The sequence below is a fragment of the Cellulomonas sp. C5510 genome (genome assembly GCF_019797765.1).
Classification (GTDB): Bacteria; Actinomycetota; Actinomycetes; order Actinomycetales; family Cellulomonadaceae; genus Cellulomonas.
Window position 1 is genome coordinate 1,497,004 of sequence record NZ_CP081862.1, and the last position, 25,165, is coordinate 1,522,168.

Sequence of the window (25,165 nt, forward strand, 5' to 3'; positions counted from 1 at the left end):
CCTGTCAGATCGACAGCGCGGGGTGCAGGCGGGCGAGCGTCCACGTCCGCAGCCGCCCGGCGCGCCACGAGGTGATCGCGAGCGACCCGACGAGCACGGCCCCCAGCACCGCGACGGACAGCCACAGCCGGCCGTCGGCCCCGCCGGTGATCGTCTGGCGCAGCCCGGTCACCGCGTAGCTCATGGGCAGCAGCGGGTGGATGGCCCGGAAGAACGCCGGCGTGGTCTCGACCGGGTACGTGCCGCCGGACGAGGCGAGCTGCAGCATGAGCAGGGCCAGCACCGCGACCTTGCCGGCGGCCGGGCCGAGCACCGCCATGAGCATCTGCTGCAGGGCGAGGAACGTCGCGGCGACGAGCAGGGTGAACGCGATCGTGCCCACCGCGGTGTCGAGCTGGAGGCCGACGCCCCAGTGGATCACGCCGAGCATGACCGCGACCTGGGCGACGCCGATGGCGAGCGCCGGCAGGAACCCCGCGGCCGCGGTGCGCCACCCGGCCGCGGGAGTCCCGAGGGCGCGCGTGGGCACCGGCCGCAGCAGCAGCCAGGTGATGAGCGCGCCGACGAACAGCGCGAGGGGGATGAAGAACGGTGCGAAGCCCTCGCCGAACCCCTCCGCGCGGGCCACGTCCGAGGAGTCCAGCGCGACCGGCGAGGCCAGCACCTCGGCCCGGTCGGCGCGCGTGGCGTCGGAGTCGTCGGGGATCTGCGCGGCGCCGTCCTCCAGGCCGTCGGCGAGCTGCTGCGCGCCGTCGCCGACCTGGTCGGTGCCGTCGGCGACCTGACCGGCCCCCTGGGCGAGCGTGGTGGTCCCGCCGGCGAGCTCCGCGGCGCCGTCGGCCAGGTCGTGCGACCCGCTCCGGAGCTGCGTGGCGCCGCCGGACAGCGTGCCCGCGCCGTCCGCGAGCTGGGAGGCCCCGGCCGCGACCTGCTGGGTGCCGTCGGCGACCTGGGAGGCGCCCGAGGCGAGCTCGCCCGCCTTGCCGGCGAGCGTGCCGAGGCCCGCGTGCAGGTCGGCGGCCCCGGCGCTGAGGTCGCGCGCGCCCTGCTCGAGCGCCGGGAGGCGGCCCAGCGCGGCCTGCTGCTCCGCGGCCGTCGGCAGGTGCAGGCCCTCGACGGTGGTGCCCAGCGTGGTCAGCGCCTGCTGGATCCCGCCGGCGGTGGCCAGGTCGCCGGCCTGGGCGTTCTGCTGGGCGACGGTGGTGAGCGAGGCCTGGAGGGTCCGGAGCGCGGCTGTGAGCGTCTGCGACGCGGCGGCGTTCGTCCGGGTCGACGCGGCGAGCTCGTCGACGCCGGCGCTGACGGCCTCCGCCCCGTCCACGAGCGGGACGGTCGAGCTGACCGCGTCCTGCGCGCCCTGCGCGAGCCGGCCCGCGCCGTCCGCGAGCGAGGCCGCGCCGGTGGCGGTCCGCCCCGCCCCGTCCGACAGGGTGGCGGCGCCGGACGCGAGCTGCGTCGCGCCGCCGGCCAGCGAGTCCGTCCCGGCGGCGAGCGTCTGCGAGCCGTCGGCGAGGCGGGAGGCGCCGTCGGCGGCGGAGGCGGCGCCGTCGGCCACCTGGTGCGCGCCGCTGGACAGGTCGCCGCTGGCCGCACGCAGCGTCAGGGCGCCGTCGGCGGCGGTCGCGAACCCGTCGCGGGCGGACCCGAGCCCGACGAGGACCCGGTCGACCGCCTGCTCGCCGATGGAGGACGACACCGCGGACTGCACCTGCGCCATGGCGGTGCGGCCGAGCGTCGAGGCGAGGAACGAGTTCGCGTCGTTGTACGTGACCTCGATGCGCGCGTCGGTCGGGTCGTCGCCCCCGGCGGACGCGATGTCCGCGGAGAAGTCCGACGGGATCGTCACGGCGAAGTAGTAGGTGCCGTCGGCGACCCCGGCGGCGGCCGCGTCGGCGTCGGTGACCCGCCAGTCCAGGTCGTCCGAGTCGAGCAGCTCGTCGGTGACCTGCGCACCGGCGTGCAGCGGCTCGTCCCCGAGGGTCGACCCCTCGTCGGCGTCCACCAGCGCGACCGGTAGGCGGTCGAGGTTGCCGGTCGGGTCCCAGAACGCCCAGAGGTACAGGGCGCCGTAGAGCAGCGGCACGAGGACCATCGCGCCGACGGCGAGGCGGGGCAGCAGCCCGCGGCGGAACCGGCGCAGCTCGGTGCCGGTGGAGGTGAACGAGAGCATGGGGTGACGTCCTGCTTCAGGCGGCGGGCACCGCGTGGGGCCCGGTGGCGAGGGTGATCTGCTGGGGGAGGGTGGCCCACTGCATGCGGGCGACCTCGTCGAGGCTGGCGACCGACGCGACGACGGTGGTGCCGGCGGCGGCGAGCGCCTCGAGGCGGGTCCACACGGTCTGCCGGCGCCGGGAGTCGTGCACCTGGTCCACGTCGTCCACGACGAGGAGGTCCGGGTGCTGGGCGGTCGCGAGGGCGACCCGCAGCAGCATCGCGTCGACCTCGTCGAGGTCCCACACGAGGGTGCTGGTGCGCGGCAGCGGCCGCTCGCCGAACACCGGGCCGGCGAGACGCGCGAAGGTGCCCTGGTCGACGCGCGGCGTCCGCCGGTACCACGGGCTGAGCCAGGCGAGGCGCTCGCGGACGACGTCCCCGACGGAGACCGACTCGTCCAGGTCGTCGATGCCGGCGAAGCCCGCGAGCGCGGCACGCCGCTGCACGGCCGTCCGGCGGCGGGGGAGCGGTTCGCCGAGCACGGTCAGCCGGGAGCCGTCGTCGGGCACCATCCGCCCGGCCAGCGTGAGCAGCAGGCTGGAACGGCCGCCGCCCTGGGGGCCCTGCACCACGGCCAGCGTCCCCGTGGGCACCTCGAGGTCGACCGGCCCGTAGACGACGCCGCGCCGCCCGTGCAGCCGCAGCTGCTCGGCGTGCACCGCGAGCACGGTGGGGGCGGGGTCCGCGCCCGGGGACGCGTCCGCGACGGTCGCGGTGGAGGTCGGTGCGGGCGCAGCGGTGGGCGCGGTCGTCGGCAGCGGCGACGTCGTCGTCGTGCGGTGGTGTCGCGGTGCACCGGATGCGCGCTGCGGGTGGTCGTGCGGGGTGGTCACGGGTCCTCCGGTCGGTCGTGCCGCGGTCGGTGTCGTTTGCACTGACCGGTCAGTTCAAAGATAGGACGATGTGGGACCCGTGTCATGGCCGACGCCTGTTCCGCGGATCACACCGCGGTCGTGGAAGAATCGCGGGCATGGCGATGAGAGAGATCCGCGTGGTGGGCGACCCGGTGCTGCGCACCCCGTGCGACCCGGTGACCACGATCGACGCCCGGGTGAAGGGCCTGGTCGAGGACCTGCTCGAGACGGTCGACCACGACGGGCGCGCCGGGCTCGCGGCCAACCAGATCGGCGTCGGCCTGCGCGCGTTCTCCTGGAACATCGACGACGAGCTCGGCTACGTGCTCAACCCGACGATCGTCGAGCTCTCCGAGGACTTCCAGGACGGCGACGAGGGCTGCCTGTCCGTGCCGGACCTGTGGTTCCCGACGCGACGCGCCTGGTACGCACGGGTGGTCGGGACGGACCTCGACGGCAAGGAGGTCGTCGTCGAGGGCGTCGAGCTCATGGCGCGCTGCCTCCAGCACGAGGTCGACCACCTGGACGGCCACCTGTACATCGACCGGCTCGACCGGTCCGTGCGGAAGAAGGCCATGCGGGCGATCCGCGAGACGCTGTGACACCACGCGGGCCGGACGCTGGTGCGGACGGCCCGCATCGGGCATGCTGGGCCCTGCACGCCGCGAGAGCCGTGCACCGAACCGTGCGTCACCGGCGGGACGAGGTCGTTGGGGAAGACGAACCTCGAGCCGATCCGGGAGGGATGACATGGCAGGTGCGATCACCCGCGGTGTTCTTTTCGTGCACTCAGCGCCGCGCGCGCTCTGCCCGCACCTCGAGTGGGCGGCGGGCAACGTGCTGGGTTCGCGTGTGTCCATGGACTGGACGGAGCAGCCGGCTGCGCCGGGCATGTTCCGCGCCGAGCACTCGTGGCAGGGCGCGCAGGGAACGGGTGCGCGCCTGGCCTCGGCGCTGCGCGGCTGGACCCACCTGCGCTACGAGGTGACCGAGGACGCCAGCCACGGCAGCGACGGAGCCCGCTGGAGCCACACGCCCGAGCTCGGCATCTTCCACGCGCAGACCGACGTGCACGGCAACGTCGTCGTCCCGGAGGACCGCATCCGCGCGGCGCTGGACCAGGGCGACGCGCGGCTGCTGCGCGAGGAGCTCGCGCTGGCCCTCGGGCAGTCGTGGGACGACGAGCTGGAGCCGTTCCGGTACGCCGGCGCGGGTGCGCCGGTGCGCTGGCTGCACCGCGTGGGCTGAGCCGCCCACGCCGACGGCCGTCAGGCCCAGTACCGGGCCGCACGGTGGTAGAGGTCGAGCGTCTCCTCCCGCGCCGCCGGTGTGGGGAAGCGGTGCCGGTCGCTGCGCGCGGCGGACGTCAGATCGGCCACCCAGCGGGCGAAGAACCCGCGGTGGGTGGCCGCGTCGGGTGACCCGGGTCCGGCGACGTGCACCGGGCCGGTGTGCGCGAGCCGGACCGTGACGGGATCGGGCGAGAAGGCACGCGCGGCGACCCAGCCCGCGCGCCGCAGGTCGAGCGTGGTCTCGAGCAGGGGCCCGCGGCCTCCGGCCACGACGCGGCCGTCGACCACGAGCTCGACGCCGTCCACCGGTGTCGCGCCTCGTGCCACCACCCGGACCGGGGTGCGCCGCGCCGCCACCGTGCCGCCCGGGCCCGCGTCGTCGACGAGGAGCGTCAGCAGGGGCCCGTTCGTCACCACCGAGCGCCCCGCGCGCAGGCCGGCGTAGAACGCGTCGACGGTGAACGGGCCGGGCGCCTGCACGTAGACGCGGTCGTAGCCCGGTGGGGCCGGGAGCGCGCCCGACGCCGAACCCGCCGACGCCGGCAGGCGAAGCCCGCACGACAGGTACCGGTAGTACAGGTGGAGCTGGTAGCGCCACGCGCCCGCCGTCCCCGGCCACACGGACCGGTCGCGCGGCCGGCCCCACGCCTCGTTCGCGACGACGCCGCCCGGCAGGTAGTGGTTGCTCAGCACGCCGACCGAGTCGGGCGCGCCGGTCGCGACCATGACGGGCGTCTCCCACCACGTGAGCTTCTCGCAGTCGAACCAGGCGCCCTGCGCCCGGGCCCGGTCCACGATGCCGCGACCGGGCGGCGACCACCACGCCTCCGTCGGCGGGAGGTCGGCCACCTCCACGCCGTGCAGCAGCCACGCGCCGCCGCCCCGCTCGTCCTCGGTGACCGGGGCGACGGCGTGGCGGTCGCCGTCCACGGTGAGGGCGGCGCGTGGGCGCTGGTCGTGCACCTGCGCCCGCTCCTCCCGGCGCGGTGACGCGGTCTCCCGCCCGGTCCACGCCGTCACGAACGCCCCCAGGTGCAGGTCCTCGGCGCGCAGGATCGCGGCGGCGTCCGCGAGCGGGCGGTGCACGTGCAGGTCGCCGGACCACCAGCCCTCGGCCGCCAGGTCGGACCACCGTTCCGGCACGGCGGTGACCCGGGCGCCGGCGGGCCCGACGTCCACCCGGCGCTCGACCCGCCGGTGCTCGGGCCCGCGCTCGACGACGACCGTGCACCCGCCGCGCGGCACGACGACCTCGGCGGTCCCGTCCACGAGGGCGTGCTCCACGTATCCGGGTCGGACGGCCGAGCCGTCGCCGGGCCGGTCCATGCCCAGGACTTCGGGGCTGTCGGAGGCGGTGCGGTCCCGCACGGCCCCGGCGGGCCGGCACCAGGTGCCGTCGTCCGCGCGCACGGTGACGCGCGCGGGGCCGCCCGTCAGGATGGTCAACGTCGGCACGCGGTCGACACTAGCCAGCCTCCGGGCCGGTTCCCAGGCGGTTCGCAGGAACCGTGCTTAGCGTCGGAGGTCCTCGCCGATCCGTTCGGTTTCAACCAGCCCGGGGGACCGGGCCCGCTCCAGGAGGTCACGACCATGGCGCCTTCCGTCCGACGCCGCACGCTCGGCCTGCTGTCCGGAATCTCCGTCGTCGTGGCGCTCGCCGCGTGCGCCGGCGCCGGCGCCGCCACCGAGGACGACGCGCCCGGTGCCGGCTCCGGCGCCGGCACCGAGGCCGGCAGCGGATCCGCGGGATCCGGCGACCTCGCCGACGGCACGTACGACGCCGAGGGCTCCTACAGCACACCGGGCGGCCAGGAGTCGATCCAGGTGGAGCTCACCGTCGCCGACGGCGTCGTCACCGACGTGACCGTCACGCCCGAGGCGACCGGCGGCAACGCCGCGCGGTTCCAGGAGGAGTTCGCCTCCGGCATCGCGGACGTCGTCGTGGGCCAGGACCTCGCGGGCCTGTCGGTCGACAAGGTCTCCGGCTCCTCGCTCACGGGCGACGGCTTCAACGCGGCGCTCGACGAGATCCGCGCCGATGCCGCGGCCTAGCGTCGGCTTCCAGGCCATCGGGACGCACTGGCAGCTCGACACCCCGGAGCCGCTCGCGGCCGAGGTCCTCGCCGCGGTGCACGCGCGCATCGCGCGGTTCGACGCGGACTGGTCGCGGTTCCGCGACGACTCCTGGGTGAGCGAGGTCGCGCGCGCCGGTGCCGGGACGTACCGGCTGCCCGACGACGCGGGGCCGCTGCTCGACGGCTACGACGTCGCCGAGCGCTGCACGGCGGGGGCCGTCGACCCGCTGGTGGGGCGCTGCCTGGAGCAGCTCGGCTACGACGCGGCGTACTCCCTGCGACCGCGCCGGGACGCCGAGGGTGCCCTGCTGACCACGCCTGCGCCTCCGTGGCGGACGACCGCGCGCCGCGACGGCAGCACGCTCACGCTCGGGGCGCCCGCCCTCATCGACGTCGGTGCGGGCGGCAAGGGCTACCTGGTCGACCTCGTCGCGGGCGTGCTGGCCGAGCACGGCGTCGCCGAGCACGTCGTCGACGCCGGCGGGGACCTGCGGGCGGCCGTCCCCGAGCCGTTGACCGTCGCGCTCGAGGACCCGCGTGATCCGGCGCGGGCGCTCGGCGTGGTGCGGCTCGGCGCCGGCGCGCTCTGCGGCTCCGCCACCAACCGCCGGGCGTGGGGCGAGGGCGTGCACCACGTCGTCGACGCCCGGACGGGCGCGCCCACCTCGGACGTCCGGGCGACGTGGGCGGTCGGCCCGACCGCGCTCGCCGCCGACCTGGCCGCCACCGCGCTGTTCTTCGCGGAGCCCGACCTGGTCGCCTCGCGCTTCGGGGTGCGGTACGTCGTGCTGCGCGGCGACGGCAGCCTGCGCTGGTCGCTCGACCTGGACGGGGAGGTGTTCGCGTGATCGGCGCCGTGGAGGAGCGGCTCGGCCGCGTGACGATGTACCGGCTCCTGACGCTCGGCCTCGTGGCGCTGGCGGGCTGCGCGCTGGTGCTGTCCCTCGCCGGCCGGCTGTTCGTCGAGCCGCTGCCGATCCTCGTCAGCGCCCTCGTCGCCGTCGCGGTGTCCGTGGCGAGCGCCTGGGGGCTGGCGGCGGCGTTCCGGACCCGCCCGCACACCGAGTCGGCGGTCATCACCGGGCTGATCCTGCTGTTCCTGTTCTGGCCGGCGCTCGAGGCCCGCTCGCTCGGCACGCTCGCACTCGCCGCCGTGCTCGCGAACGCGTCCAAGTACCTGCTCGCCTGGCGCGGCCGCCACGTGCTGAACCCCGCCGCCGCGGGGGCGCTGCTCGCGGGGCTCACCGGGTGGGACGCGACGACGTGGTGGGTCGCGGACCGGTGGCTGCTCGTGCCGGTGCTGCTGCTGACGCTGGTCGTCGTCGTCCGGACCCGCCGGTACGCCCTCGTCGGGACCTTCGTGGTCGTCGCCGTCCTCGCCGTCACGGTGCGCCAGGTCGTCGAGGGCGCCGCGGTCACCGGCGCGCTGGGCACCGCGTTCGTGTCCTACCCGATCCTGTTCCTCGGCGGCGTGATGCTGACCGAGCCGCTGACGCTGCCGCCGCGGCGGTGGCAGCAGCTCGTGGAGGCCGGGGTCGTCGGGGTGCTGCTCGCGGTGTCGTACCACGTCGGGCCGCTGTACTCGACGCCCGAGGCTGCCCTCGTGGTGGGCAACCTGCTGGCGTTCGCGTGGGGGCAGCGCGGCGCCGTCCGGCTCACGCTGACCCGGCAGACGCGGCTGACCCCGCGCACCGTGGAGCTCGCGTTCCGGGCGGACCGCCCCGTGCGGTACGCGCCCGGGCAGTACGTCGAGCTGACCGTCCCGCACCCCCGTCCCGACGCCCGCGGCAGCCGCCGGGTGTTCAGCGTGTCGTCCGCGCCGGCCGCCGACGAGCTGACGGTCGCCCTCACCGTCCCGGAGCGCGCCAGCACGTTCAAGCGCGCGCTCGTCGCCCTCCCGGTCGGTGCCCGCGTCCGCGCCACCGGCCTGGGCGGCGACTTCGTGCTCCCGGCCGACCCGTCGCGCCCCCTGCTGCTGGTGGCCGGCGGCATCGGCGTCACCCCGTTCGCCGCGCAGCTCGCCGCCGCGGCCGCCGCCGGAGAGCGCCGGGACGTCGTGCTGCTCTACGCCGTGTCCGACCACGCGGACCTCGCCTACGCGGACGCCGCCCGCGCTGTCGGTGCGCGCGTCCTCGTGCTCTCCCCGACACCGGGGCTCGACGGGCTGCCCGACGGCTGGCAGCACCTGGGGGAGCGCCGGCTCTCGGAGGAGACGCTCGCGGAGGCGGTGCCGGACCTCGACCAGCGCGACGCCTACGTCTCCGGGCCGCCCGCGATGGTCGACGACACCCGCGCGCTGCTGCGCCGGGCGGGGGTGCGGCGCGTGCGGACGGACGCGTTCAGCGGGTACTGACGACCGACGGCGGCACCCGGCCGCCTCATCTCCCGCGAGCGTCCCACCGTGAGTACGCGGCGACGCCGGCGAGCCACAGCGCGACGGCGAGCGCGGCGGCCGACGTGCTGCCCGGGTGGTGGCTCAGCACCGCCCACCACCGCGCGGTCCCGGCCAGGTCACGGGAGCCCGCGAGCCAGCTGACCATCGCGAACAGGGCGAGCGGCAGCCACGCCGCGGCCGGGGGGAGCAGCACGGCGCTGACCAGCACCGCCCCGAGCCCGAGCAGGCCGCCGCGCAGCACGAGGACGGTGCTGTCGGGGTCCAGACCCCGGACCGCCCCCACCACGGTTCCGGTGCCGAGGACGGCGACCGTCAGCGCGAGTGCCCACGATGCGCGCAGCCCCGCGAGACGGCCGCGCGGCAGCGTCGCCTCCACGCCGCGTCCCGGGGGGACGAGCGAACCGAGGCAGCAGAGCGCGGGAAAGACGGCGCAGACCCCGAGCGTCACGAGGGCGACGCCGTCGGCCAGCGGGACGTCCCGCAGGCCGAGCGGTACCCAGCCCACCACGAGCACGGCGGCGGCGACCGCGGCGACGACCGGGCGCGCGCCGCCGCGGGACACCACGAACAGCACCGGCAGCGGCCGGGCCGTCACCAGGCGCCCCGGCACGACCTCAGCACGACGAGGGCGGCGCGGGCCTCCTCGAGGCCGGGAGGCGTCTCGACGGGCGCCGCTCCGGCCTCGGCCCACGCGCCGACGACGCCGGAGACGTCGACCGAGGGCGACAGCCACCGTGCGACGGCCACCTCGGCCCGCACCCGGGCGGTCAGGTCGCCGTCCGTCCACGCGCGCCCGCCCTCGTCCGCGCAGCCCGACGCCCCGAGCACGACGTCCCACGTGAGCCCGTCCGGGCGGGCCTCGTCGCCGACCGGAGGACCGACCACGACGGTGCCGGGCCGAGGTGTGCCCGGGTCGCCCGGCTGGTACCGGAGCGCGCCGATCGCCGGGTCCAGCTCGCGGAGCCGGGCGTCGAGCGGCGCGACCTCGGCGGCGAGCCGGCGGAGGTCGCGCGACTGGTCCGGCGGCAGGCAGGCGCTGGCGTCGTCGCCTGCCTCCGCGCACGGCCACCCGGCCGCGTCCGACCAGGCGTGGACACCGGCGTCGACCTGGTCGCGCCAGGCGGTCGCCGCGGGGACCGCCAGGATCGCGGCCGCCAGGGCCGCTGCCACCGCGGGGACCCCGCCGCCGCACGACGCGACCACGGCGGCGATCGCGACGACGGCGCCGACCAGCAGGACGCCCAGCTGGGCGACGAGCACGCTCGTGCGGACCTCGATCGCCGTGACCGACGCATCCGTCGCCCCCGTGAACGCGACGAGGCGCGACGCACCGCCGAGATCGAGCGCGAGTGCTGCATAGCCGAGCGCGGCGACGAGCGGGGGCACCACCCACTGACCCCGCAGGCCCGGCACGGAGCCCAGTGCGGTCCCGACCGCGGCCGCGGCTCCGACACCCGCCAGCGCGAGGAGCACATCGGGCCACGCCGACCAGGGCGGCGGGGAGCCGGCCGGCGCCGCCAGCGCGGTCGCTCCCAGGACGCCCAGCAGCAGCCCGAGGCAGGCCCACACGGCGATCCCGGCGCTGCGTCCCAGCAGCAGCCGCGCGCGGGCGGCGACGGGCGCCGACCGCAGCAGCTCCTCGGCGCCACTGCGGCGGAGCCGGATCACGTCCGCCGCCGCCAGCCCGGCGACCACCGGCCACAGCACGACGACCTGCGTCAGGGCGGCGTCGACGGCCCACAGGGCGCTGTCGCGCACGGGGAACCGGGAGGACAGGACGAGGACCGCGGCCAGGCCGACCGGGAGGAGTGCGACCGGCCACCCGCGTCTCACGGCACCGTCAGGGCCGACGCTGCGCGACACCGGGCGCCTCGTGCGAGTGAGCGGTGTGCCATGGTGACCTCCCCGTCCGTCCCGGGCCGGTCGCCGTCGACCGGCCGTGCCGCAGTGCGGGCACGGGCCCCACGCTGTGACGCGCGGCTTCGCGCGGCAACGACCGACAGCCGGTTCAGGTGGTCGCCGGGCAGGATCTGGGGTGACGGCGGCCCGGATCGAGGGTCCGCGGCCGCGGACGGGGTGCCGGAGGGCCGCTCGGTGAGTACCGGGCCGCCGCGTCCGTGGCGCGGCGGCCCGGTGGGAGCCTCCCGGGCTCAGGCGTTCGTGACCACCAGGGCCACGTTGTGCCCGCCGAAGCCGAACGAGTTGTTCACCACCGCGATGTCGCCGGCGGGCAGCGCCCGGGGGGTGTCGCGCACGAGGTCGAGCACGAGCTCCGGGTCGGGCTGCTCGACGTTGATCGTCGGGGGCGCCTGGCGGTCGCGGACGGCCAGCACGGAGAACACCGTCTCCAGGGCACCGGCGCCGCCGAGCAGGTGGCCGGTCATCGACTTGGTCGCCGACAGGGCGACGCCGTCCGCGTCGGAGCCGAGCGTCTCCCGGACGCCGCGGGCCTCGATGAGGTCGCCGACGACGGTCGAGGTCGCGTGGGCGTTGACGTGCTTGACGTCCGACGTCGCGACGCCGGCGTCCGACAGCGCCATCCGCATGGCGGCGATCTGGCCGCGGCCGGTCGGCTCGGGGGAGGTGATGTGGTAGCCGTCGGAGGACAGGCCGACCCCGGCGACCTCGGCGTAGACCGTGGCCCCCCGGGCGGCGGCGTGCTCCGCGGACTCCAGCACGACGATGCCGGAGCCCTCGCCGATGACGAAGCCGTCGCGGTCCACGTCGTACGGGCGGGACGCGCGCGCCGGGTCGTCGGTGCGGGTCGACAGGGTGCGCGACGCCGCGAACGCCGCCATCGGCATCGGGTGGATCGTCGCCTCGGTGCCGCCGGCGATCACGACGTCGGCGCGACCGCTGCGGATCATCTCGACGCCGTAGCCGATCGCCTCGGCGCCGGACGCGCAGGCCGACACCAGCGCGTGCGCGCCGGCGTGGGCGCCGAACTCCAGCTCGACGTACGCGGACGGCGAGTTCGGCATGAGCATGGGGACCGTCATGGGCAGGACGCGGCGGGCGCCCTTCTCGCGCAGCGTGTCCCACGCGTCGAGGGTCGTCCAGATGCCGCCGATGCCGGACGACACGACGACGCCGAGCCGCTCGGGCTCGACCTCCGGGGCGCCGGCGTCGGCCCACGCCTCGCGCGACGCGATGATCGCGTACTGCGCGGACGGGTCCATCTTCTTGATCTCGGGCCGGGGGAGGACCTCCTCCGGGCGCACCGCGAGGGTCGCGGCGAAGTCGACCGGCAGCCCGTACGTCTCGGCCCAGTCGTTGTCGAGGGTCCGCGCGCCCGACGTGCCCGCCAGGGCGGCCTGCCAGGTGCTCGGGACGTCCCCGCCGAGCGGGGTCGTGGCGCCGAGTCCGGTGACGACGACTCGCGTGCTGCTCGGAGAGCTCATCGGGTGCTCCTGTGGGTGTCGGGTGACGGGGGTGACGGGTGGGCCGGGACGCGACAGGGGTCCGCGCCGCGGGTGCCTGGACGGCTCCCACGACGCCGGCACGTGGCCGGCGCGCGGCGCGGACCCCGGTCGGCGAGCCTCAGGCCTGGGCGTTCGAGATGAACGACACCGCGTCGCCGACGGTCGCGAGGTTCTTGACCTCGTCGTCGGGGATGCGGACCTCGAACTTCTCCTCGGCCAGCGTGACGATCGTCATCATCGACAGCGAGTCGATGTCGAGGTCGTCCGTGAACGACTTCTCGGGCAGGACCGAGTCGGTCGGCAGGCCGGTCTCCTCGCTGACGATCTCGGCCAGGCCGGCCAGGATCTCCTGCTCGCTGTGCGCCATCGGTGTCTCCTTGGGTGTGTACTGCGCCGCACCGGGGGTGCGACGACGGTCGTGCGGTCGATGAACGGTACTGCGGCCGGTGCCCGCTCAGGGCAGCACAACCACCTGGGCGGCGTAGACGAGACCGGCACCGAAGCCGATCTGCAGCGCGAGCGCTCCGCTCGACACCTGCCCCTCGCGCAGCAGCCGCTCGGCGGCGAGCGGGATCGACGCCGCCGAGGTGTTGCCGGTGTCCGCGATGTCGCGGGCCACGGCCACGGTCTCGGGGAGCTTGAGCTGCTTGATCATCTGGTCGATGATCCGCATGTTCGCCTGGTGCGGGACGAACGCGTCGATCTGGTCGGCGGTGACGCCCGCGGCGTCCAGGGCCTTCTGCGCGACCGGGGCCATCTGCCACACGGCCCACTTGAAGACGCTCGGGCCCTCCTGGCGCAGCGTCGGCCAGCCCGCACCGTGGTCCCGGACGTCGATCCAGGAGTGCGTCTGGCGGATGGCCTGCGCCTGCGCGCCGTCCGAGCCCCACACGGTCGGGCCGATGCCGGGGGTGTCGGACGGGCCGATGACGACCGCGCCGGCGCCGTCGCCCAGCAGGAACGAGATGCTGCGGTCGGTCGGGTCGATGAAGTCGCTCATCTTCTCGGCGCCGATGACGAGCACGTGGCGGGCCGCGCCGGAGCGCACCAGCGCGTCCGCCTGGCCGATGCCGTAGCAGTACCCGGCGCAGGCGGCCGAGATGTCGAACGCCGCGGCGGGCGTGGCGCCCAGCCGGTCCGCGAGGATCGCGGCGCCCGACGGGGTCTGGTGGAAGTACGTCACGGTCGCCAGGATCACGGCGTCGATGTCGGAACCCTGCAGGCCCGCGTTCTCGATCGCCTGGCGGCCGGCTCGCTCCGCGAGGTCCAGCACGTCGGTGTCGGCGCCGGCGCGGGTCCGCGTGACGATGCCGGTGCGCTGCCGGATCCACTCGTCGGAGGAGTCGATCGGCCCGACGAGGTCGTCGTTCGGCACGACGTTCTCGCCGCGAGCGGCGCCCAGGCCGAGGATCCGCGTGTGGGCGGGGCCGGTGGCCTGGGTCAGGGTGGGGCGGGTCACTGGGCGGTCTCCCGGGAGTCGTCGGACGGTGCGGGCGGGTCGGGCACCGGGCCACCGGCGGCCGTCAGGTGGCGGGCCACGAGGTCGCGGGCGGCGGGCAGGTCGGCCGGCGACGTGATCGCGACCGTCTCCACCCCGGGCAGGCTACGCCGGGCCAGGCCCTTGAGGACACCACCGGGGGCGAGCTCCAGCAGGCCGGTGACCCCGAGCTCGGCGAGCGTCGCCTGGCAGAGGTCCCAGCGGACCGGCGAGGCGATCTGCGACACCAGACGCGCCACGACGTCGGCACCTGTGGCGTCCGGGCCGTACGAGGCGCCGTCGGCGTTGCTCAGCAGGGCGGTGCGGGGCGCCGCGCTCGCCCAGCCGGCCGCGACGGCGCCGAACGCGTCGAGCGCGCTCTGCATGTAGGGGGTGTGGAACGCGCCGGCGACCTGCAGCGGCACGACGCGCGCCCGGGCCGGCGGGTTCTCCTGGAACCGGGCGATGGCCTCGAGCGAACCCGCTGCGACGGTCTGGCCGCCACCGTTGACGTTCGCCGGCCACAGGCCCGCGGCCTCGATCGCCGCGGCGACCTCCTCCGGGTCGCCGCCGAGCACGGCGGTCATGCCCGTCCGCTCGGCCGCGGCGGCCTCCGCCATGAACCGCGCGCGGTGCGACACCAGGCCCACGGCGCCGGCGTCGTCGAACACGCCGGCGACGGCTGCGGCGGCGAACTCGCCCACCGAGTGCCCGGCGGTCGCGTCCGGCAGCACGGGCGCACCCGCCTCGTCCTCCAGCGCCCGCAGCGCGAGCAGCGAGGCGGAGACGATCAGCGGCTGGGCGACCGCCGTGTCCCGGATGGTGTCGGCGTCCGACGTCGTGCCGTGGGACGCCAGGTCGACGCCGGCGGCCTCCGACAGGACCGCGAGGCGGTCGGCGGTGCCGGGCAGCTCGAGCCAGGGGGCGAGCATGCCGGGGGTCTGGGCGCCCTGTCCGGGGCAGACGATCGCGAGCACCCGACCACTCTGCCCGGTGCGACCCTGCCTGCCCGCCCACGACCCGCACCACGATGCCGACCCGCGCTTGTACCCCTCCCACAACTCCACGACGCCGGAACCGCGGCGCCGGAACCGCGGCGCCGGAACCGCGGCGCCGGAACCGCGGCGCCGAGTTCGGCAGCTGCGGCTGCCGAACTCGCCTGGGACTGCCGAACTCGGCGGAGGCCGGAGGCCGGGGGGGGGGGGGCGGCGGCCGGCGGGGCCGGGAGCGGGTCAGGGGTGGTCGAGGCGGCCCACCGCCAGGGCCTGCTGGAGGACGTACGCCTCGCGGGGGTCGAGCGGGTCCCAGCCCGTGACCTCCGCGACGCGGCGCAGGCGGTAGCGGACGGTGTTGGGGTGCACGTAGAGGGTGCGCGCCGCGGCCTCCAGCGACCGGCCGGCCGCCAGGTACGCCGTCAGCGTCTCCAGCAGCGACCCGGTGCTGGCGAGCAGCGGGACGTACGCCTGCCGCACCAGCACCTCCCGCGCGGCGACGTCCCCGACGAGCACCCGCTCGGGCAGCAGGTCGTCGGCGAGGACGGGGCGCGGGGCCTGCGGCCAGGCGGCGACGGCGGCGAGCCCGGCGAGCGCGGCCCGGGCGGAGCGTGCGGCGTCGGCCAGGTCGTCGCCCGTGGGCCCGAGCACCACCGGCCCGGGTCCGAACCGCGGGATCAGCGACGTCGCGGCCTCGCGCAGGTCGCCCGTCCCGCCGAGGAACACCACGAGCCGGTCGCCCTGGATGCCGACGAGTGCGTCGTCCGCCGCTCGCCGGGTGGCGCGCCGCAGGTCCGAGGTGCGGACGTCGTCCAGCGGGGACGCGGTGGTCCCGACGACGACGAGCGTGCGGCCGCGGCCGCTCCAGCCGAGTGCCGCGACGCGGGACCGCAACGAGTCGTCGACGTCCCCGCGCAACAACGCGTCCACGACCAGCGCCTCGAGCCGGGCGTCCCACGCGCCGCGCATCTCCGCGGCTCGGGCGTAGACCTCCGCCGCGGAGAACGCGACCTCGCGGGAGTACCGCAGCACGGCCTCCAGCAGGTCGCGCTCGCCGCCGGGCGCCGCCAGCCGGTCGGCGTGCTCCTCGACGACGTCCACGACGACGCGGACGAGCTGCAGGGTGTGCTGCAGGGAGATGGAGCGGGTCAGCTCGGGCGGGGCGGTCGCGAAGATCTCGCCGACGCCGTGCGGGGGCTTGGAGGGATCGGCGAACCACGTCACGAACGCCGTGATGCCCGCCTGCGCGACCAGGCCGACCCACGAGCGGTCGTCGGCGGGCAGCGCGCGGTACCAGTCCAGGTCCTCGTCGAGCCGCCGCATGGCCGCCGCCGCGAGGACGCCGCCGCCCTCGCGCACCCGGCGCAGCGTCTCGCCGTTGGTGGCGTCCGGTGCCGTCGCGACGCGGCCCGCGCGAGTCCGGTTGCGGGCGGGCGACAGCCCCTCGTGCGCTGGTGGGGTCGTGGCAGGGGCGCCCGCGCCGGTCGGTGCGTCCTGCGGTCGGGTCGCGGTCGTCGTCGAGGAGGTCGTCGCGGGTGCCGCGGACGTCCGGCGGGGCTCGGCCATTCCCCGAGCATACGGGGACGCCTTGTGGGGACCCGACAAAGGGTGCGCACGCGTCGCAGCCGCCGGCCGACCGTTCGACCAGTGCGTCGCGGGCCTAGCGGATAGTGTCGCGTCATGGCTCTGCTGTCCCGACTGCGCCGCCTGCTGGGCCGGCCCGCGCCCGCGTCCCGTGTCGGCGCCCGTCGCCCGTCCACCACCCAGCGGCACGGCGACGTGCCCCAGGAGGACGCCCTGCGCTCGCGCCTGGGGGACGACCCCAACGACGAGCGCGCGTTCGCCGCGCTGGCCGAGATCGTCCGCCGCCACGCCGTGACGGGGTCCGACGACGACCCGCTGACCGCCGAGGCCGACGATGCCGAGAAGCAGCGTGCGGCCGACCTGGCCGTCTGGTCCCTCGGGGAGGAGCTCGCGGGCAACCCCCGCGCCTGGTACCCGCTGGTCGAGGTCGCCCGGCTCTCCGTCCGCGACGACCTGGAGGGCACGATCCGCCGGCTGACCACCGCCGCGGAGCGCGACCCGTCCGGTCAGGCGCTCGTCGCCGGGCTGCGGCTGCTGCGCGAGGCGGGGCTGCCGGTCGACGCGCTGTCGCTCGGGACGGGCCACTGGCACCCGCGCGACCACGACCCGGAGGTCGGGCGGGAGCTCGTGCTGGCCGCCGTCGAGGCCGGTCGCCCGATGGACGCCAAGCAGCACCTGGCCTCGCTGGACCTCTACCCGAAGCAGGACGAGATCGCCCACCTGCGGCGCGAGCTCACCCGCCTGGTCGAGCACGCGGAGCGCAGCGCCGGCGCCTGACCCGAGCGCGGCGTCGGCCCCGGACCTCCGGGACGCCGCTCCGGTCCCCGCACCGTCCCGCACGCACGAGGGGCCCCGCACCGGATCCGGTGCGGGGCCCCTCGTGCGTGCTGTGCCGGGGCGGGTCGGCTCAGGACTCGCCGCCCGCGTTGCCGGACGTGCCGGCGGTGACGTCGTACAGCCGGTACCGCTCGATGGCCTGCGCCGGGGCCTCCGGCGCGACCTTGCCCTCGCGGACGAGCTGCTGCAGGACGCGGACCACCGTCGACGGGCCGTCGATCTTGAAGTGCCGGCGGGCGGCGGCGCGGGTGTCCGAGAACCCGAACCCGTCGGCGCCGAGCGTGGCGTACCGGCCCGGGACCCACTGCCGCACCTGGTCGGCCACGAGGTGGTCGTAGTCCGTGGTGGCGACGAACGGGCCCTCGGCGCCCTGGAGCTTCGCCGTGAGGTACGGCACCGGCTCCTCCTCGCCCGGGTGCAGGAACGCGTGCTCCTCGGCGGCGAGCGCGTCGCGACGCAGCTCGTTCCAGGAGGTCACGGACCACACCGCGGCCTGGACGCCCCAGTCCTCGGCGAGCAGCTTCTTCGCCTCGAGCGCCCACGGCACCGCGACGCCCGACGCGAGGATCTGGGCGCGCGGCCCGTCGCCCTCCGCCGGGGACAGCAGGTAGATGCCCTTGAGGATGCCCTCGACGTCGACGTCCTCCGGCTCGGCCGGCTGGACGATCGGCTCGTTGTAGACCGTCAGGTAGTAGATGACGTCGGGGTCGCGGCCGTCCTCGCCGTACATGCGCTGGATGCCGTCCTTGACGATGTGCCGGATCTCGTAGCCGTACGCCGGGTCGTAGTGCACGACGTGCGGCATGGTCCCCGCGAGCAGCGGGGAGTGGCCGTCGGCGTGCTGCAGGCCCTCACCGGTCAGCGTCGTGCGGCCCGCGGTGGCGCCGACCAGGAACCCGCGGGTCATCTGGTCGCCGGCCGCCCAGAACTGGTCGCCCGTCCGCTGGAACCCGAACATCGAGTAGTAGAAGTAGAACGGGATCAGCGGCTCGCCGTGCGTGGCGTAGGACGTGCCGACCGCCTGGAACGCGGACGCGGACCCGGCCTCGTTGATGCCGGTGTGCATGATCTGGCCGGCCTCGGACTCCTTGTAGGAGAGCATGAGGTCGCGGTCGACCGCGAGGTAGTTCTGGCCGTTGGTGTTGAAGATCTTCGCGCTCGGGAAGATCGAGTCCAGGCCGAACGTGCGGGCCTCGTCCGGGATGATCGGGACCAGGCGCGGCCCGATCTCCTTGTCCTTGATGAGGTCCTTGAACAGCCGCACGAGGGCCATCGTCGTGGCGACCTCCTGGTGCCCCGAGCCCTTCTTCAGCAGCTCGTAGGACTTCTCGCCCGGGAGGGTCAGCGGCTTGTGCGTGGTGCGGCGCTCCGGCACGTACCCGCCGAGCGCACGGCGGCGCTCCTGCAGGTACTGGATCGCCGGGTCGTCCTGGCCGGGGTGGTAGTACGGCGGCAGGTACGGGTTCGCGTCGATCTGCTCGTCCGTGATCGGGATGTGCAGCGAGTCGCGCAGCGTCTTGAGCTCGTCGGCCTTGAGCTTCTTCATCTGGTGCGTGGCGTTGCGCCCCGCGAAGCCCGAGCCCAGGCCGTAGCCCTTGATGGTGTGCGCGAGGATGACGGTCGGCTGGCCGGTGTGCTCCCGCGCCGCCTTGTAGGCCGCGAAGATCTTGCGGTAGTCGTGGCCGCCGCGCTTGAGCGCCCAGATCTCGTCGTCCGTCATGCGCTCGACGAGGGCCTTGGTGCGCGGGTCGCGCCCGAAGAAGTTCTCCCGGATGAACGCGCCGTTCTCGGCCCGGTACGTCTGGAAGTCGCCGTCCGGCGTCGTGTTCATCAGGTGCACCAGGGCGCGGTCCTTGTCCGCGTTGAGCAGGGCGTCCCACTCGCGGCCCCAGATGACCTTGATGACGTTCCAGCCGGCGCCGCGGAACTGCGCCTCGAGCTCCTGGATGATCTTGCCGTTGCCGCGCACCGGGCCGTCGAGCCGCTGCAGGTTGCAGTTGACGACGAACGTCAGGTTGTCGAGGCCCTGCTGCGCCGCGTGCTGCAGCATGCCGCGGGACTCCGGCTCGTCCATCTCGCCGTCGCCGAGGAACGCCCAGACGTCCTGCTGGCTGGTGTCCTTGATGCCCCGCAGGTGCAGGTACTTGTTGGTCCACGCCTGGTAGATCGCCGACGACGGGCCCAGGCCCATCGACACCGTCGGGAACTCCCAGAAGTCCGGCATCAGGCGCGGGTGCGGGTACGACGGCAGGCCGCCGCCCGGGTGCGACACCTCCTGGCGGAAGCCGTCGAGCTGGTGCTCGGTCAGCCGGCCCTCGAGGTACGCGCGGGAGTACACACCGGGGGAGGCGTGGCCCTGGAAGTAGACCTGGTCGCCGCCGCCCGGGTGGTCCTTGCCGCGGAAGAAGTGGTTGAGGCCCACCTCGTACAGCGTCGCCACCGACGCGTAGGAGGAGATGTGCCCGCCGACCGCCACGCCCGGCCGCTGCGCGCGCGTCACCATGACGGCGGCGTTCCAGCGGTTCCAGGACCGGAACTTGCGCTCCAGCACCTCGTCACCGGGGAAGTACGGCTCCTCGTGCACGCCGATGGTGTTGACGTACGGCGTGTTCAGGTCGGCCGGGATGGCCACGTTCCGCTCGCGCGCCCGCTTCAGCATGCTGAGCAGGACGTACCGCGCCCGGGGACCGCCCTTGTCGTCGATGAGCCCGTCGATGGACTCGACCCACTCGGAGGTCTCCTCGGGGTCCACGTCCGGTACCTGGCTCAGCAGGCCGTTGATGAGCGGCCCGCGCTCGTCCTTCGAAGCCACCAGTGCTCCTCGCCTCTCCACGCGGGGGCCGGTCGGCCCCGGTGCGCATCTCGGCCCGCCGGTGTGCGCGCGACGTTCGGTGCGCCTCGCCACCGGGCGGGTAGTAGGACCATTGTCCGCCCCCCGGGAGGTGAAAGTCTCCCCGTCCACACCCCGGGTTGCGTGACGTCCGTGACAATCGTGCCTGACCAGGTCCGCGGACGTGGCGCCGGTCACCTCGTGTCGTCCCCGTGCGGTGCGGAGGGGTTGCCAGGCGCGGCGGCGGTGCGGTGGGCTACCGTTCGGTGATCGAACGGCAGGCCGCCGCTCCCACGGGACGGCGGCCCGGACGGAAGGAACGGGTCGGGACGTGGCATCCAGCACGGACGACGCCTCCCAGGGGGCGGGTCGTCTCGGGTTCACCTCGGGGCAGGTGGTCCAGGAGTTCGGGTACGACGACGACGTCGACGAGGACCTGCGCTCGGGACTGGAGGACATCACCGGCGCCGAGCTGGTCGACGAGGACTACGACGACGTGGTCGACGGCGTGGTCATCTGGTTCCGCGACGAGGACGGAGACCTGGCCGACACGCTCATGGACGCCATGACCGTCCTGGACGACGGCGGTGTCATGTGGGTCCTCACGCCGAAGCCCGGGCGCGGCGGCCACGTCGGCCACGACGACATCGAGGAGGCCGCCACCACGGCGGGCCTCCACGCGACCAGCACGTTCTCCATCGCGGGGGACTGGTCCGCCACCCGGCTCGGCAGCCGCGGCCGCGGTCGCTGACGTCGTGACCGGCGGTCCGCTCCCCGAGGGCGCGGTCGCGCCGGTCGTCACGCTGCCCGACACGCACGGGGCCTCCGTGACCGTCGGTGGCACGTCGGCGTCGGCGACCCTGCTGGTCTTCGTGCCGTTCGCGTTCTCGCGCACGTGCACAGCGGAGCTCACCGAGCTGCAGGACGGGCTCGAGGAGCTCCGCGCCGCCGGCGTGCGCGTGGTCGCGGCGTCCTGCGACCCGGTGTTCGCGCTGCGGGCCTGGGCCGAGCAGGACGGGTACCGGTTCGACCTGCTGTCGGACTTCTGGCCGCACGGCGCCGCGGCCCGCGCGTACGGGGTGTTCGACGACGCGCAGGGCTTCGCGCGGCGCGGGTCGTTCCTGCTCGACGCGGGCGGGGTGGTGCGGTGGACGCTCGTGCACCCCGGCGGGCGGGCGCGGCCGTTCGCGGCGTACCGCGAGGCGGTCGCGGGGCTCTGACCCCGGCCGGGGCGCGTCGGACGGGCGCGGCGAGAGGCCACCTCCCGGGGTGCCCGGCCGCGCGACGCCCGGCTGCTGGCCTCTCGGTGCTCTAGCCGCCGGGAGCGGGCCGTGGAGGACGGCACCGGTAGGCTTGCGCACCGCACACGAGGGGCCTGTAGCTCAGTTGGTCAGAGCGCCGCGCTTACACCGCGGAGGTCGCCGGTTCGAGACCGGCCGGGCCCACCGAGGAGAAGTCGCTGAGAACCTTGCCATTCGGTCGACCAAACGCAGCAGCGCCCTGACCTGCACGTACGGCGCGCCCGAGTCGCTCGCGGCGCCACCCTGTCGGTCCGCCTCGACAGCGCGCGCAGGAGCCGCGGATGCGACCTCCAGCACTGCCGCAGGTAGCGCCGGAAGCTCCTCTTCGAAGCCGAGATCGGTCCGACGAGCGTGAGTTCTCCGTCCGTCTGGGACGGTCGTCGCTCCGATCCGGGCGTCCGGTCGACCGTCCCGGGTGATGACCGATCTGCTTGGCGTGTAGGGGCACAGCCAGTCAAGACGAGCTGGGGTCGCGACACGCGCCGAGGTGCCTTCCAGGAACGGGTGGCGAGCCGCGCGGGGACCGGTGAAGGCGCCGGCGGGTACTGGGTGTGCAACGAGTGCTGGCAGACGGCGGAGCAAGAGCACGGCCCGCCGGAGTGCCATCGGTGCAGCCAAGACGCCGGAGCTCCGGCGTCGAGCAGGGGACCTGGCTCGTTCGGGTCAGCAGCCGGTCGCGAAGGCCCGGCCGATCTCGGCATCAACGAGTCGTGCTTGCGCCGGTGGATGGCGCAGGACGACCTCGATGCCGGTCGCTGCGAGGGCGTGAGCTCCGAGGAGCGGCGTGAGCTGGTCGAGCTGCGGTGCCGCAACGGGGTGCTGGCGATCGAGGTCGAGATCCTCGAGCGGGCCTCGGCCTGCTCCGCCCGGGAGAACGTCCTCCCGAGATGGCCGCCCGGCTGGTCCAGGGACTGGCTGTCGACGCCGGTGCCCGTCGCGCCGACCTGCCGGGTCGGGAACCCGGACGCGGCCGACGCCCCCTCACGGGGACGCCGGCCGGTGGGTCAGCAGATCAGCGTCGAGGTCGTGCTGATGCAGACGGTCAGGCTGTACGTGCTGGCCATCTCGGCGTGCTGTCGGGCGTCCGGGCGCTCGTCGAGCGTCTGGAGGCTGAGGAGGAAGCCCACGGGGTCATTCACCCCCTTCCTGACATCTGGGTCCGGCGCGGGTCGTGCCGGGCGGGCGCGGGGGGAGGCAGCAGACCCGGCAGCAGGGCCTCCCAGCCGGTGCGGGCCTCGTCGTGGATCAGCATCGTCCAGCCCTGCAGCGCCACGAGGACGCCCGCGGAGCCGGTGGCCAGGTCGCACGACAACCGCAGCAGGCCCTGCCCGGGGAACCCGATCCCGGTCGCGTGCCGGACGGCGTGCAGCCTCAGCGCGTCCACGTGCGCCGCCAGCGCGGCGTCCGACGCAGGGGTAGCGAGTCCGAGACGGGCGAGCAGGACGAGGTAGTGGATCAGACCGGCGCGGCCCTGGAACAGCCCCGGCTCGATGACGAACGGGGCGGACGCCGCGGCGGTGATGCCGTCCAGTGCGGGCAGGTACCGCTCGGGGTCCGGCAGGTGGCAGAGCGTCTGCGCGAGCACGAGCCCGACACCGGCTGAGCCGGAGCCCAGGTACGGCAGGAGCCGCCAGCCCTCATGGACCTGCAGCGACCCGTCGTCGGCGACGGCGCAGTGCGCCAGGTCCTGGTCGAGTGCGTCGGTGACCAGGCGCAGGTGCGCCGCGTCGCCGGTCCGCTCGTACAGCCGCAGGGCGAGCAGCGCCGTGCCCGATGGCCCGCGCATCAGCCCGCCGGTGCCGGTAGCCACGGAGTCGGCCGGGCCGCGCAGGTCGAGTTGTGCGCGCAACCCGCGGGCAAGGTCGGCGGCCCGGCCGACCAGCGCCGGGTCCCGGTCCGCCTCGGACAGCAGGTACAGGCCGAGCCCGGCGGTCCCTCCGTACAGGTCTGGTCCGAGCGTACCGGGATCCACCGCGAGCAGGTGGCCGAGCAGCCGGTCGGCCTCGCGGTCGTGCCCCGCGCGGCGGTGCAACCACGCGACGCCCGCCAGCCCGTCGTACAGGCCGAGGTGCGTCGGGGAGCCGCCCCGGCGCGGGTGGGTGGCGTCGGCCAGCCAGTCCCAACCCTGCGGCTCGACGTCCAGGCTGCACGCCTCCAGCGCGTGCAGCACGCCCGCCGCCCCGTGCGCCAGGCCGTAACCCTGCTCGGACAGCTGCTGCGGGTCGCCCGGCCAGGCGCGGTCGCGCCGGGCCAGGTCGGCGCTCGCCGCCACGGACCGACCGATCAGCACCTGCAGGCCCAGCAGGTCGTCTTCTGTGCTCGTCTCCCAGGCCCGGACGGCGGAGTGGGCGACCCGGGCCAACCGGGAGCGGTCGTCGAGCCGCTCCGCGCCCGGCAGGGCGAGGTTGGCATGCACGGCGGCACGCCACGACTCCGGCAGGGCGTAGGTACGGACTGCGAAGTCGAGCAGCTCGTCGGCCTTCAGCGGGTCGAGCGCGAGCAGTGCCGTCAGCGGGCAGAACAGGAACAGCTGCAGGCACGCCAGCGCGTACCGGTCGGCCGCAGCGCCGCCGCGGCCGTCTGGCGCGACGAACCCCGGCGCGCCGATCACGGGCGCCGGTGCGCTGTCCACGGAGGCCGCCATCTCCAGGTCCAGCAGCACGACGCGCCCCTCGGGCGTGACCAGGACGTTGCCGGGGTGCAGGTCGCCGTGGGTCAGCCCGGCTGCGTGCACCCGGGCGAGGGCCCGCTCGACCTGGCCCGACACGTCCAGCGCCCACTGCCGGTACTCCAGGTGCTGCGCGGGCGTGGCCCCGGACCGGATCGCAGGGCAGCGCGCCACCACCTCGGTGTGCAGCGCGGTGCCGGGCACGTGCTCCAGCACCAAGAACCGGTGGCCGTGCACTGTGACCGCCTCGCGCACCCCGACCACGTCCGGCCCGGCGAGCGCCCGCAGGTGCTGCTCCTCGGCGCGCAGCCGGTCGACGGCGTCCCGGCCGTCCGGGGTGAGCCCTGCGTGCGGACGCGCCTCCTTGAGGACGACCCGGTGGCCGTCGGCGTCGGTGGCCTCGTAGACGCCGCCGGCGGCGGAGTGGTGCAGCGCGCGGGTCACCGTGTAGGGGAAGTCCGAGGGCGCCGCGGTGCCGCCGAGCGCGTCCCGCTGCGCGCGCAGGGCGTCCGGCAACCGGACCCACGGCGGTGGCGTGAACGCCGCAGTGCGGCGGTCCTCGACCAGCACGCCATCCGGGTCGCGCAGCGCGGCGACGGGCCGACCGGCCTGGTCCCGGGTCCACGCAGAGGCGAACGCGCCGTACCGGACGTACAGCGGTCCGGCGTTCCAGCGCAGGTCGCTCAGCACGTACGGCCCGGGGAAGCCACCGACCAGCGCCTCCAGCCCGTCGAGAGTGGCGAGCAGCTCGGCCTCGTCCCGCGGGTACACGGTGATGAACTTGCCCGCGGCGGCCCGGTCGGCGTCCTTCGCGTTCCGGGCGACCAGGGTGTCCGCGTCCGGCACGTGCTTGAACGCGAGCCGGTGCGTGTGGCAGTAGCCCGACACGGCGCGCAGCACCTCGCGCGCAACGGCCGGGGTGGCGGAGACGTGGATCTTCCAGCCCTGGTCCGGCAGCACCAGGCCCGGGTCCCACGACGACCAGTCCCCGTCGTCGGCGTGCCGCCAGGCCGTCCAGTCCCGGCCGAGGTCGGGCTGCAGCGGACGGCGCCGGGAGCGGCGGCTGTCCGGCCGGTCGTAGAACAACGGGTCGGTGCGAGCGAAGCGCAGGTACAACGGGTCCACGGTCTGCCTCTCGGCGTGCGCCGCTTCGGGGTGCGGCGCGGCGGTCACATCATCGTCAGCCGGTGGTGGGCGCCGCTTCTGCCGAACGGCATCATCCGG

The 25,165-nt window shown here is 75.5% G+C and carries 21 protein-coding genes and 1 tRNA gene; 9 read left to right on the top strand and 13 right to left on the bottom strand.

The features are described 5' to 3' along the window. Positions 1 to 4: 4 nt before the first annotated feature. Both K5O09_RS06835 and K5O09_RS06840 read right to left on the bottom strand, forming a co-directional pair. Positions 5 to 2,170 (bottom strand): YhgE/Pip domain-containing protein, encoded by a 2,166-nt coding sequence (locus tag K5O09_RS06835; RefSeq protein WP_222172021.1) that lies wholly within the window; start codon positions 2,168 to 2,170, stop codon positions 5 to 7. Between the two features lie 16 nt (positions 2,171 to 2,186). Further along, positions 2,187 to 3,047 (bottom strand): AAA family ATPase, encoded by an 861-nt coding sequence (locus K5O09_RS06840; RefSeq protein WP_255596179.1) that lies wholly within the window; start codon positions 3,045 to 3,047, stop codon positions 2,187 to 2,189. Between the two features lie 137 nt (positions 3,048 to 3,184). Here K5O09_RS06840 and def point away from each other — a divergent pair, with 137 nt between their 5' ends. Both def and K5O09_RS06850 read left to right on the top strand, forming a co-directional pair. Further along, a complete protein-coding gene (gene def / locus K5O09_RS06845) occupies positions 3,185 to 3,670 on the top strand; it encodes a peptide deformylase (protein WP_222172022.1) in 486 nt (161 codons plus the stop codon). 148 nt (positions 3,671 to 3,818) lie between these two features. Continuing rightward, positions 3,819 to 4,316, top strand: a complete 498-nt coding sequence (locus K5O09_RS06850; RefSeq protein WP_222172023.1) for a DUF3145 domain-containing protein — start codon at positions 3,819 to 3,821, stop codon at positions 4,314 to 4,316. Between the two features lie 20 nt (positions 4,317 to 4,336). Here K5O09_RS06850 and K5O09_RS06855 read toward each other — a convergent pair whose 3' ends face one another. Then, positions 4,337 to 5,815 carry a CehA/McbA family metallohydrolase gene (locus tag K5O09_RS06855; RefSeq protein WP_222172024.1) on the bottom strand — a complete coding sequence of 493 codons (1,479 nt, stop codon included), beginning with the start codon at positions 5,813 to 5,815 and terminating at the stop codon, positions 4,337 to 4,339. 135 nt (positions 5,816 to 5,950) lie between these two features. Between K5O09_RS06855 and K5O09_RS06860 the strand changes: the two genes are divergently transcribed. Genes K5O09_RS06860 through K5O09_RS06870 form a run of 3 tightly spaced genes read left to right on the top strand, consistent with a single transcriptional unit; the run spans position 5,951 to position 8,788 of the window. After that, the gene (locus K5O09_RS06860) at positions 5,951 to 6,412 is read left to right on the top strand and encodes an FMN-binding protein (RefSeq protein ID WP_222172025.1); all 462 of its coding nucleotides are present in this window, start codon (positions 5,951 to 5,953) and stop codon (positions 6,410 to 6,412) included. Continuing rightward, positions 6,399 to 7,283, top strand: coding sequence for an FAD:protein FMN transferase (locus K5O09_RS06865; RefSeq protein ID WP_222172026.1), 885 nt, complete (start codon positions 6,399 to 6,401; stop codon positions 7,281 to 7,283). The genes K5O09_RS06860 and K5O09_RS06865 overlap by 14 nt, the downstream gene beginning before the upstream one ends. Continuing rightward, positions 7,280 to 8,788 carry an FAD-dependent oxidoreductase gene (locus K5O09_RS06870; protein WP_255596180.1) on the top strand — a complete coding sequence of 503 codons (1,509 nt, stop codon included), beginning with the start codon at positions 7,280 to 7,282 and terminating at the stop codon, positions 8,786 to 8,788. The genes K5O09_RS06865 and K5O09_RS06870 overlap by 4 nt, the downstream gene beginning before the upstream one ends. Before the next feature lie 25 nt (positions 8,789 to 8,813). Here the strand turns inward: K5O09_RS06870 and K5O09_RS06875 are convergent, their stop codons facing one another. The 7 genes from K5O09_RS06875 to K5O09_RS06905 all read right to left on the bottom strand — a co-directional run bounded on the left by K5O09_RS06875 (position 8,814) and on the right by K5O09_RS06905 (position 16,287). Further along, complete coding sequence (locus tag K5O09_RS06875; RefSeq protein WP_222172027.1) at positions 8,814 to 9,440, bottom strand: hypothetical protein; 627 nt, start codon at positions 9,438 to 9,440, stop codon at positions 8,814 to 8,816. Next, positions 9,422 to 10,663 carry a hypothetical protein gene (locus tag K5O09_RS06880; protein WP_222172028.1) on the bottom strand — a complete coding sequence of 414 codons (1,242 nt, stop codon included), beginning with the start codon at positions 10,661 to 10,663 and terminating at the stop codon, positions 9,422 to 9,424. Before K5O09_RS06880 ends, K5O09_RS06875 begins: the two co-directional genes overlap by 19 nt. Positions 10,664 to 10,980: 317 nt before the next feature. Beyond that, complete coding sequence (locus K5O09_RS06885; protein WP_222172029.1) at positions 10,981 to 12,231, bottom strand: beta-ketoacyl synthase; 1,251 nt, start codon at positions 12,229 to 12,231, stop codon at positions 10,981 to 10,983. Positions 12,232 to 12,370: 139 nt separating this feature from the next. Then, complete coding sequence (locus K5O09_RS06890; protein WP_146838928.1) at positions 12,371 to 12,619, bottom strand: acyl carrier protein; 249 nt, start codon at positions 12,617 to 12,619, stop codon at positions 12,371 to 12,373. A gap of 87 nt (positions 12,620 to 12,706) precedes the next feature. Further along, complete coding sequence (locus K5O09_RS06895; RefSeq protein ID WP_222172030.1) at positions 12,707 to 13,711, bottom strand: beta-ketoacyl-ACP synthase III; 1,005 nt, start codon at positions 13,709 to 13,711, stop codon at positions 12,707 to 12,709. Beyond that, complete coding sequence (locus tag K5O09_RS06900) at positions 13,708 to 14,706, bottom strand: ACP S-malonyltransferase (RefSeq protein ID WP_222172031.1); 999 nt, start codon at positions 14,704 to 14,706, stop codon at positions 13,708 to 13,710. The genes K5O09_RS06895 and K5O09_RS06900 overlap by 4 nt, the downstream gene beginning before the upstream one ends. 255 nt (positions 14,707 to 14,961) lie before the next feature. Next, a complete protein-coding gene (locus K5O09_RS06905; protein ID WP_255596181.1) occupies positions 14,962 to 16,287 on the bottom strand; it encodes a CdaR family transcriptional regulator in 1,326 nt (441 codons plus the stop codon). A 114-nt stretch (positions 16,288 to 16,401) separates the two neighbouring features. Between K5O09_RS06905 and K5O09_RS06910 the strand changes: the two genes are divergently transcribed. Then, complete coding sequence (locus K5O09_RS06910) at positions 16,402 to 17,082, top strand: hypothetical protein (RefSeq protein ID WP_222172032.1); 681 nt, start codon at positions 16,402 to 16,404, stop codon at positions 17,080 to 17,082. A gap of 130 nt (positions 17,083 to 17,212) precedes the next feature. Here K5O09_RS06910 and aceE read toward each other — a convergent pair whose 3' ends face one another. Next, positions 17,213 to 19,954, bottom strand: coding sequence for a pyruvate dehydrogenase (acetyl-transferring), homodimeric type (gene aceE, locus K5O09_RS06915; RefSeq protein WP_222172033.1), 2,742 nt, complete (start codon positions 19,952 to 19,954; stop codon positions 17,213 to 17,215). A gap of 349 nt (positions 19,955 to 20,303) precedes the next feature. Here aceE and K5O09_RS06920 point away from each other — a divergent pair, with 349 nt between their 5' ends. The 3 genes from K5O09_RS06920 to K5O09_RS06930 all read left to right on the top strand — a co-directional run bounded on the left by K5O09_RS06920 (position 20,304) and on the right by K5O09_RS06930 (position 21,417). Continuing rightward, entirely contained in the window at positions 20,304 to 20,723 is a 420-nt protein-coding gene (locus K5O09_RS06920) for a DUF3052 domain-containing protein (RefSeq protein WP_222172034.1), read from the top strand. A 4-nt stretch (positions 20,724 to 20,727) separates the two neighbouring features. After that, on the top strand, positions 20,728 to 21,192 hold the full coding sequence (locus K5O09_RS06925; RefSeq protein ID WP_222172035.1) for a redoxin domain-containing protein: 465 nt from the start codon (positions 20,728 to 20,730) through the stop codon (positions 21,190 to 21,192). 151 nt (positions 21,193 to 21,343) lie between these two features. Next, positions 21,344 to 21,417: transfer RNA gene (locus K5O09_RS06930), tRNA-Val, on the top strand. Between the two features lie 860 nt (positions 21,418 to 22,277). Here K5O09_RS06930 and K5O09_RS06935 read toward each other — a convergent pair. Beyond that, the gene (locus K5O09_RS06935) at positions 22,278 to 22,412 is read right to left on the bottom strand and encodes a SapB/AmfS family lanthipeptide (protein ID WP_222172036.1); all 135 of its coding nucleotides are present in this window, start codon (positions 22,410 to 22,412) and stop codon (positions 22,278 to 22,280) included. Continuing rightward, positions 22,409 to 25,066, bottom strand: coding sequence for a class III lanthionine synthetase LanKC (lanKC, locus tag K5O09_RS06940; protein WP_222172037.1), 2,658 nt, complete (start codon positions 25,064 to 25,066; stop codon positions 22,409 to 22,411). The genes K5O09_RS06935 and lanKC overlap by 4 nt, the downstream gene beginning before the upstream one ends. Between the last annotated feature and the right edge of the window lie 99 nt (positions 25,067 to 25,165).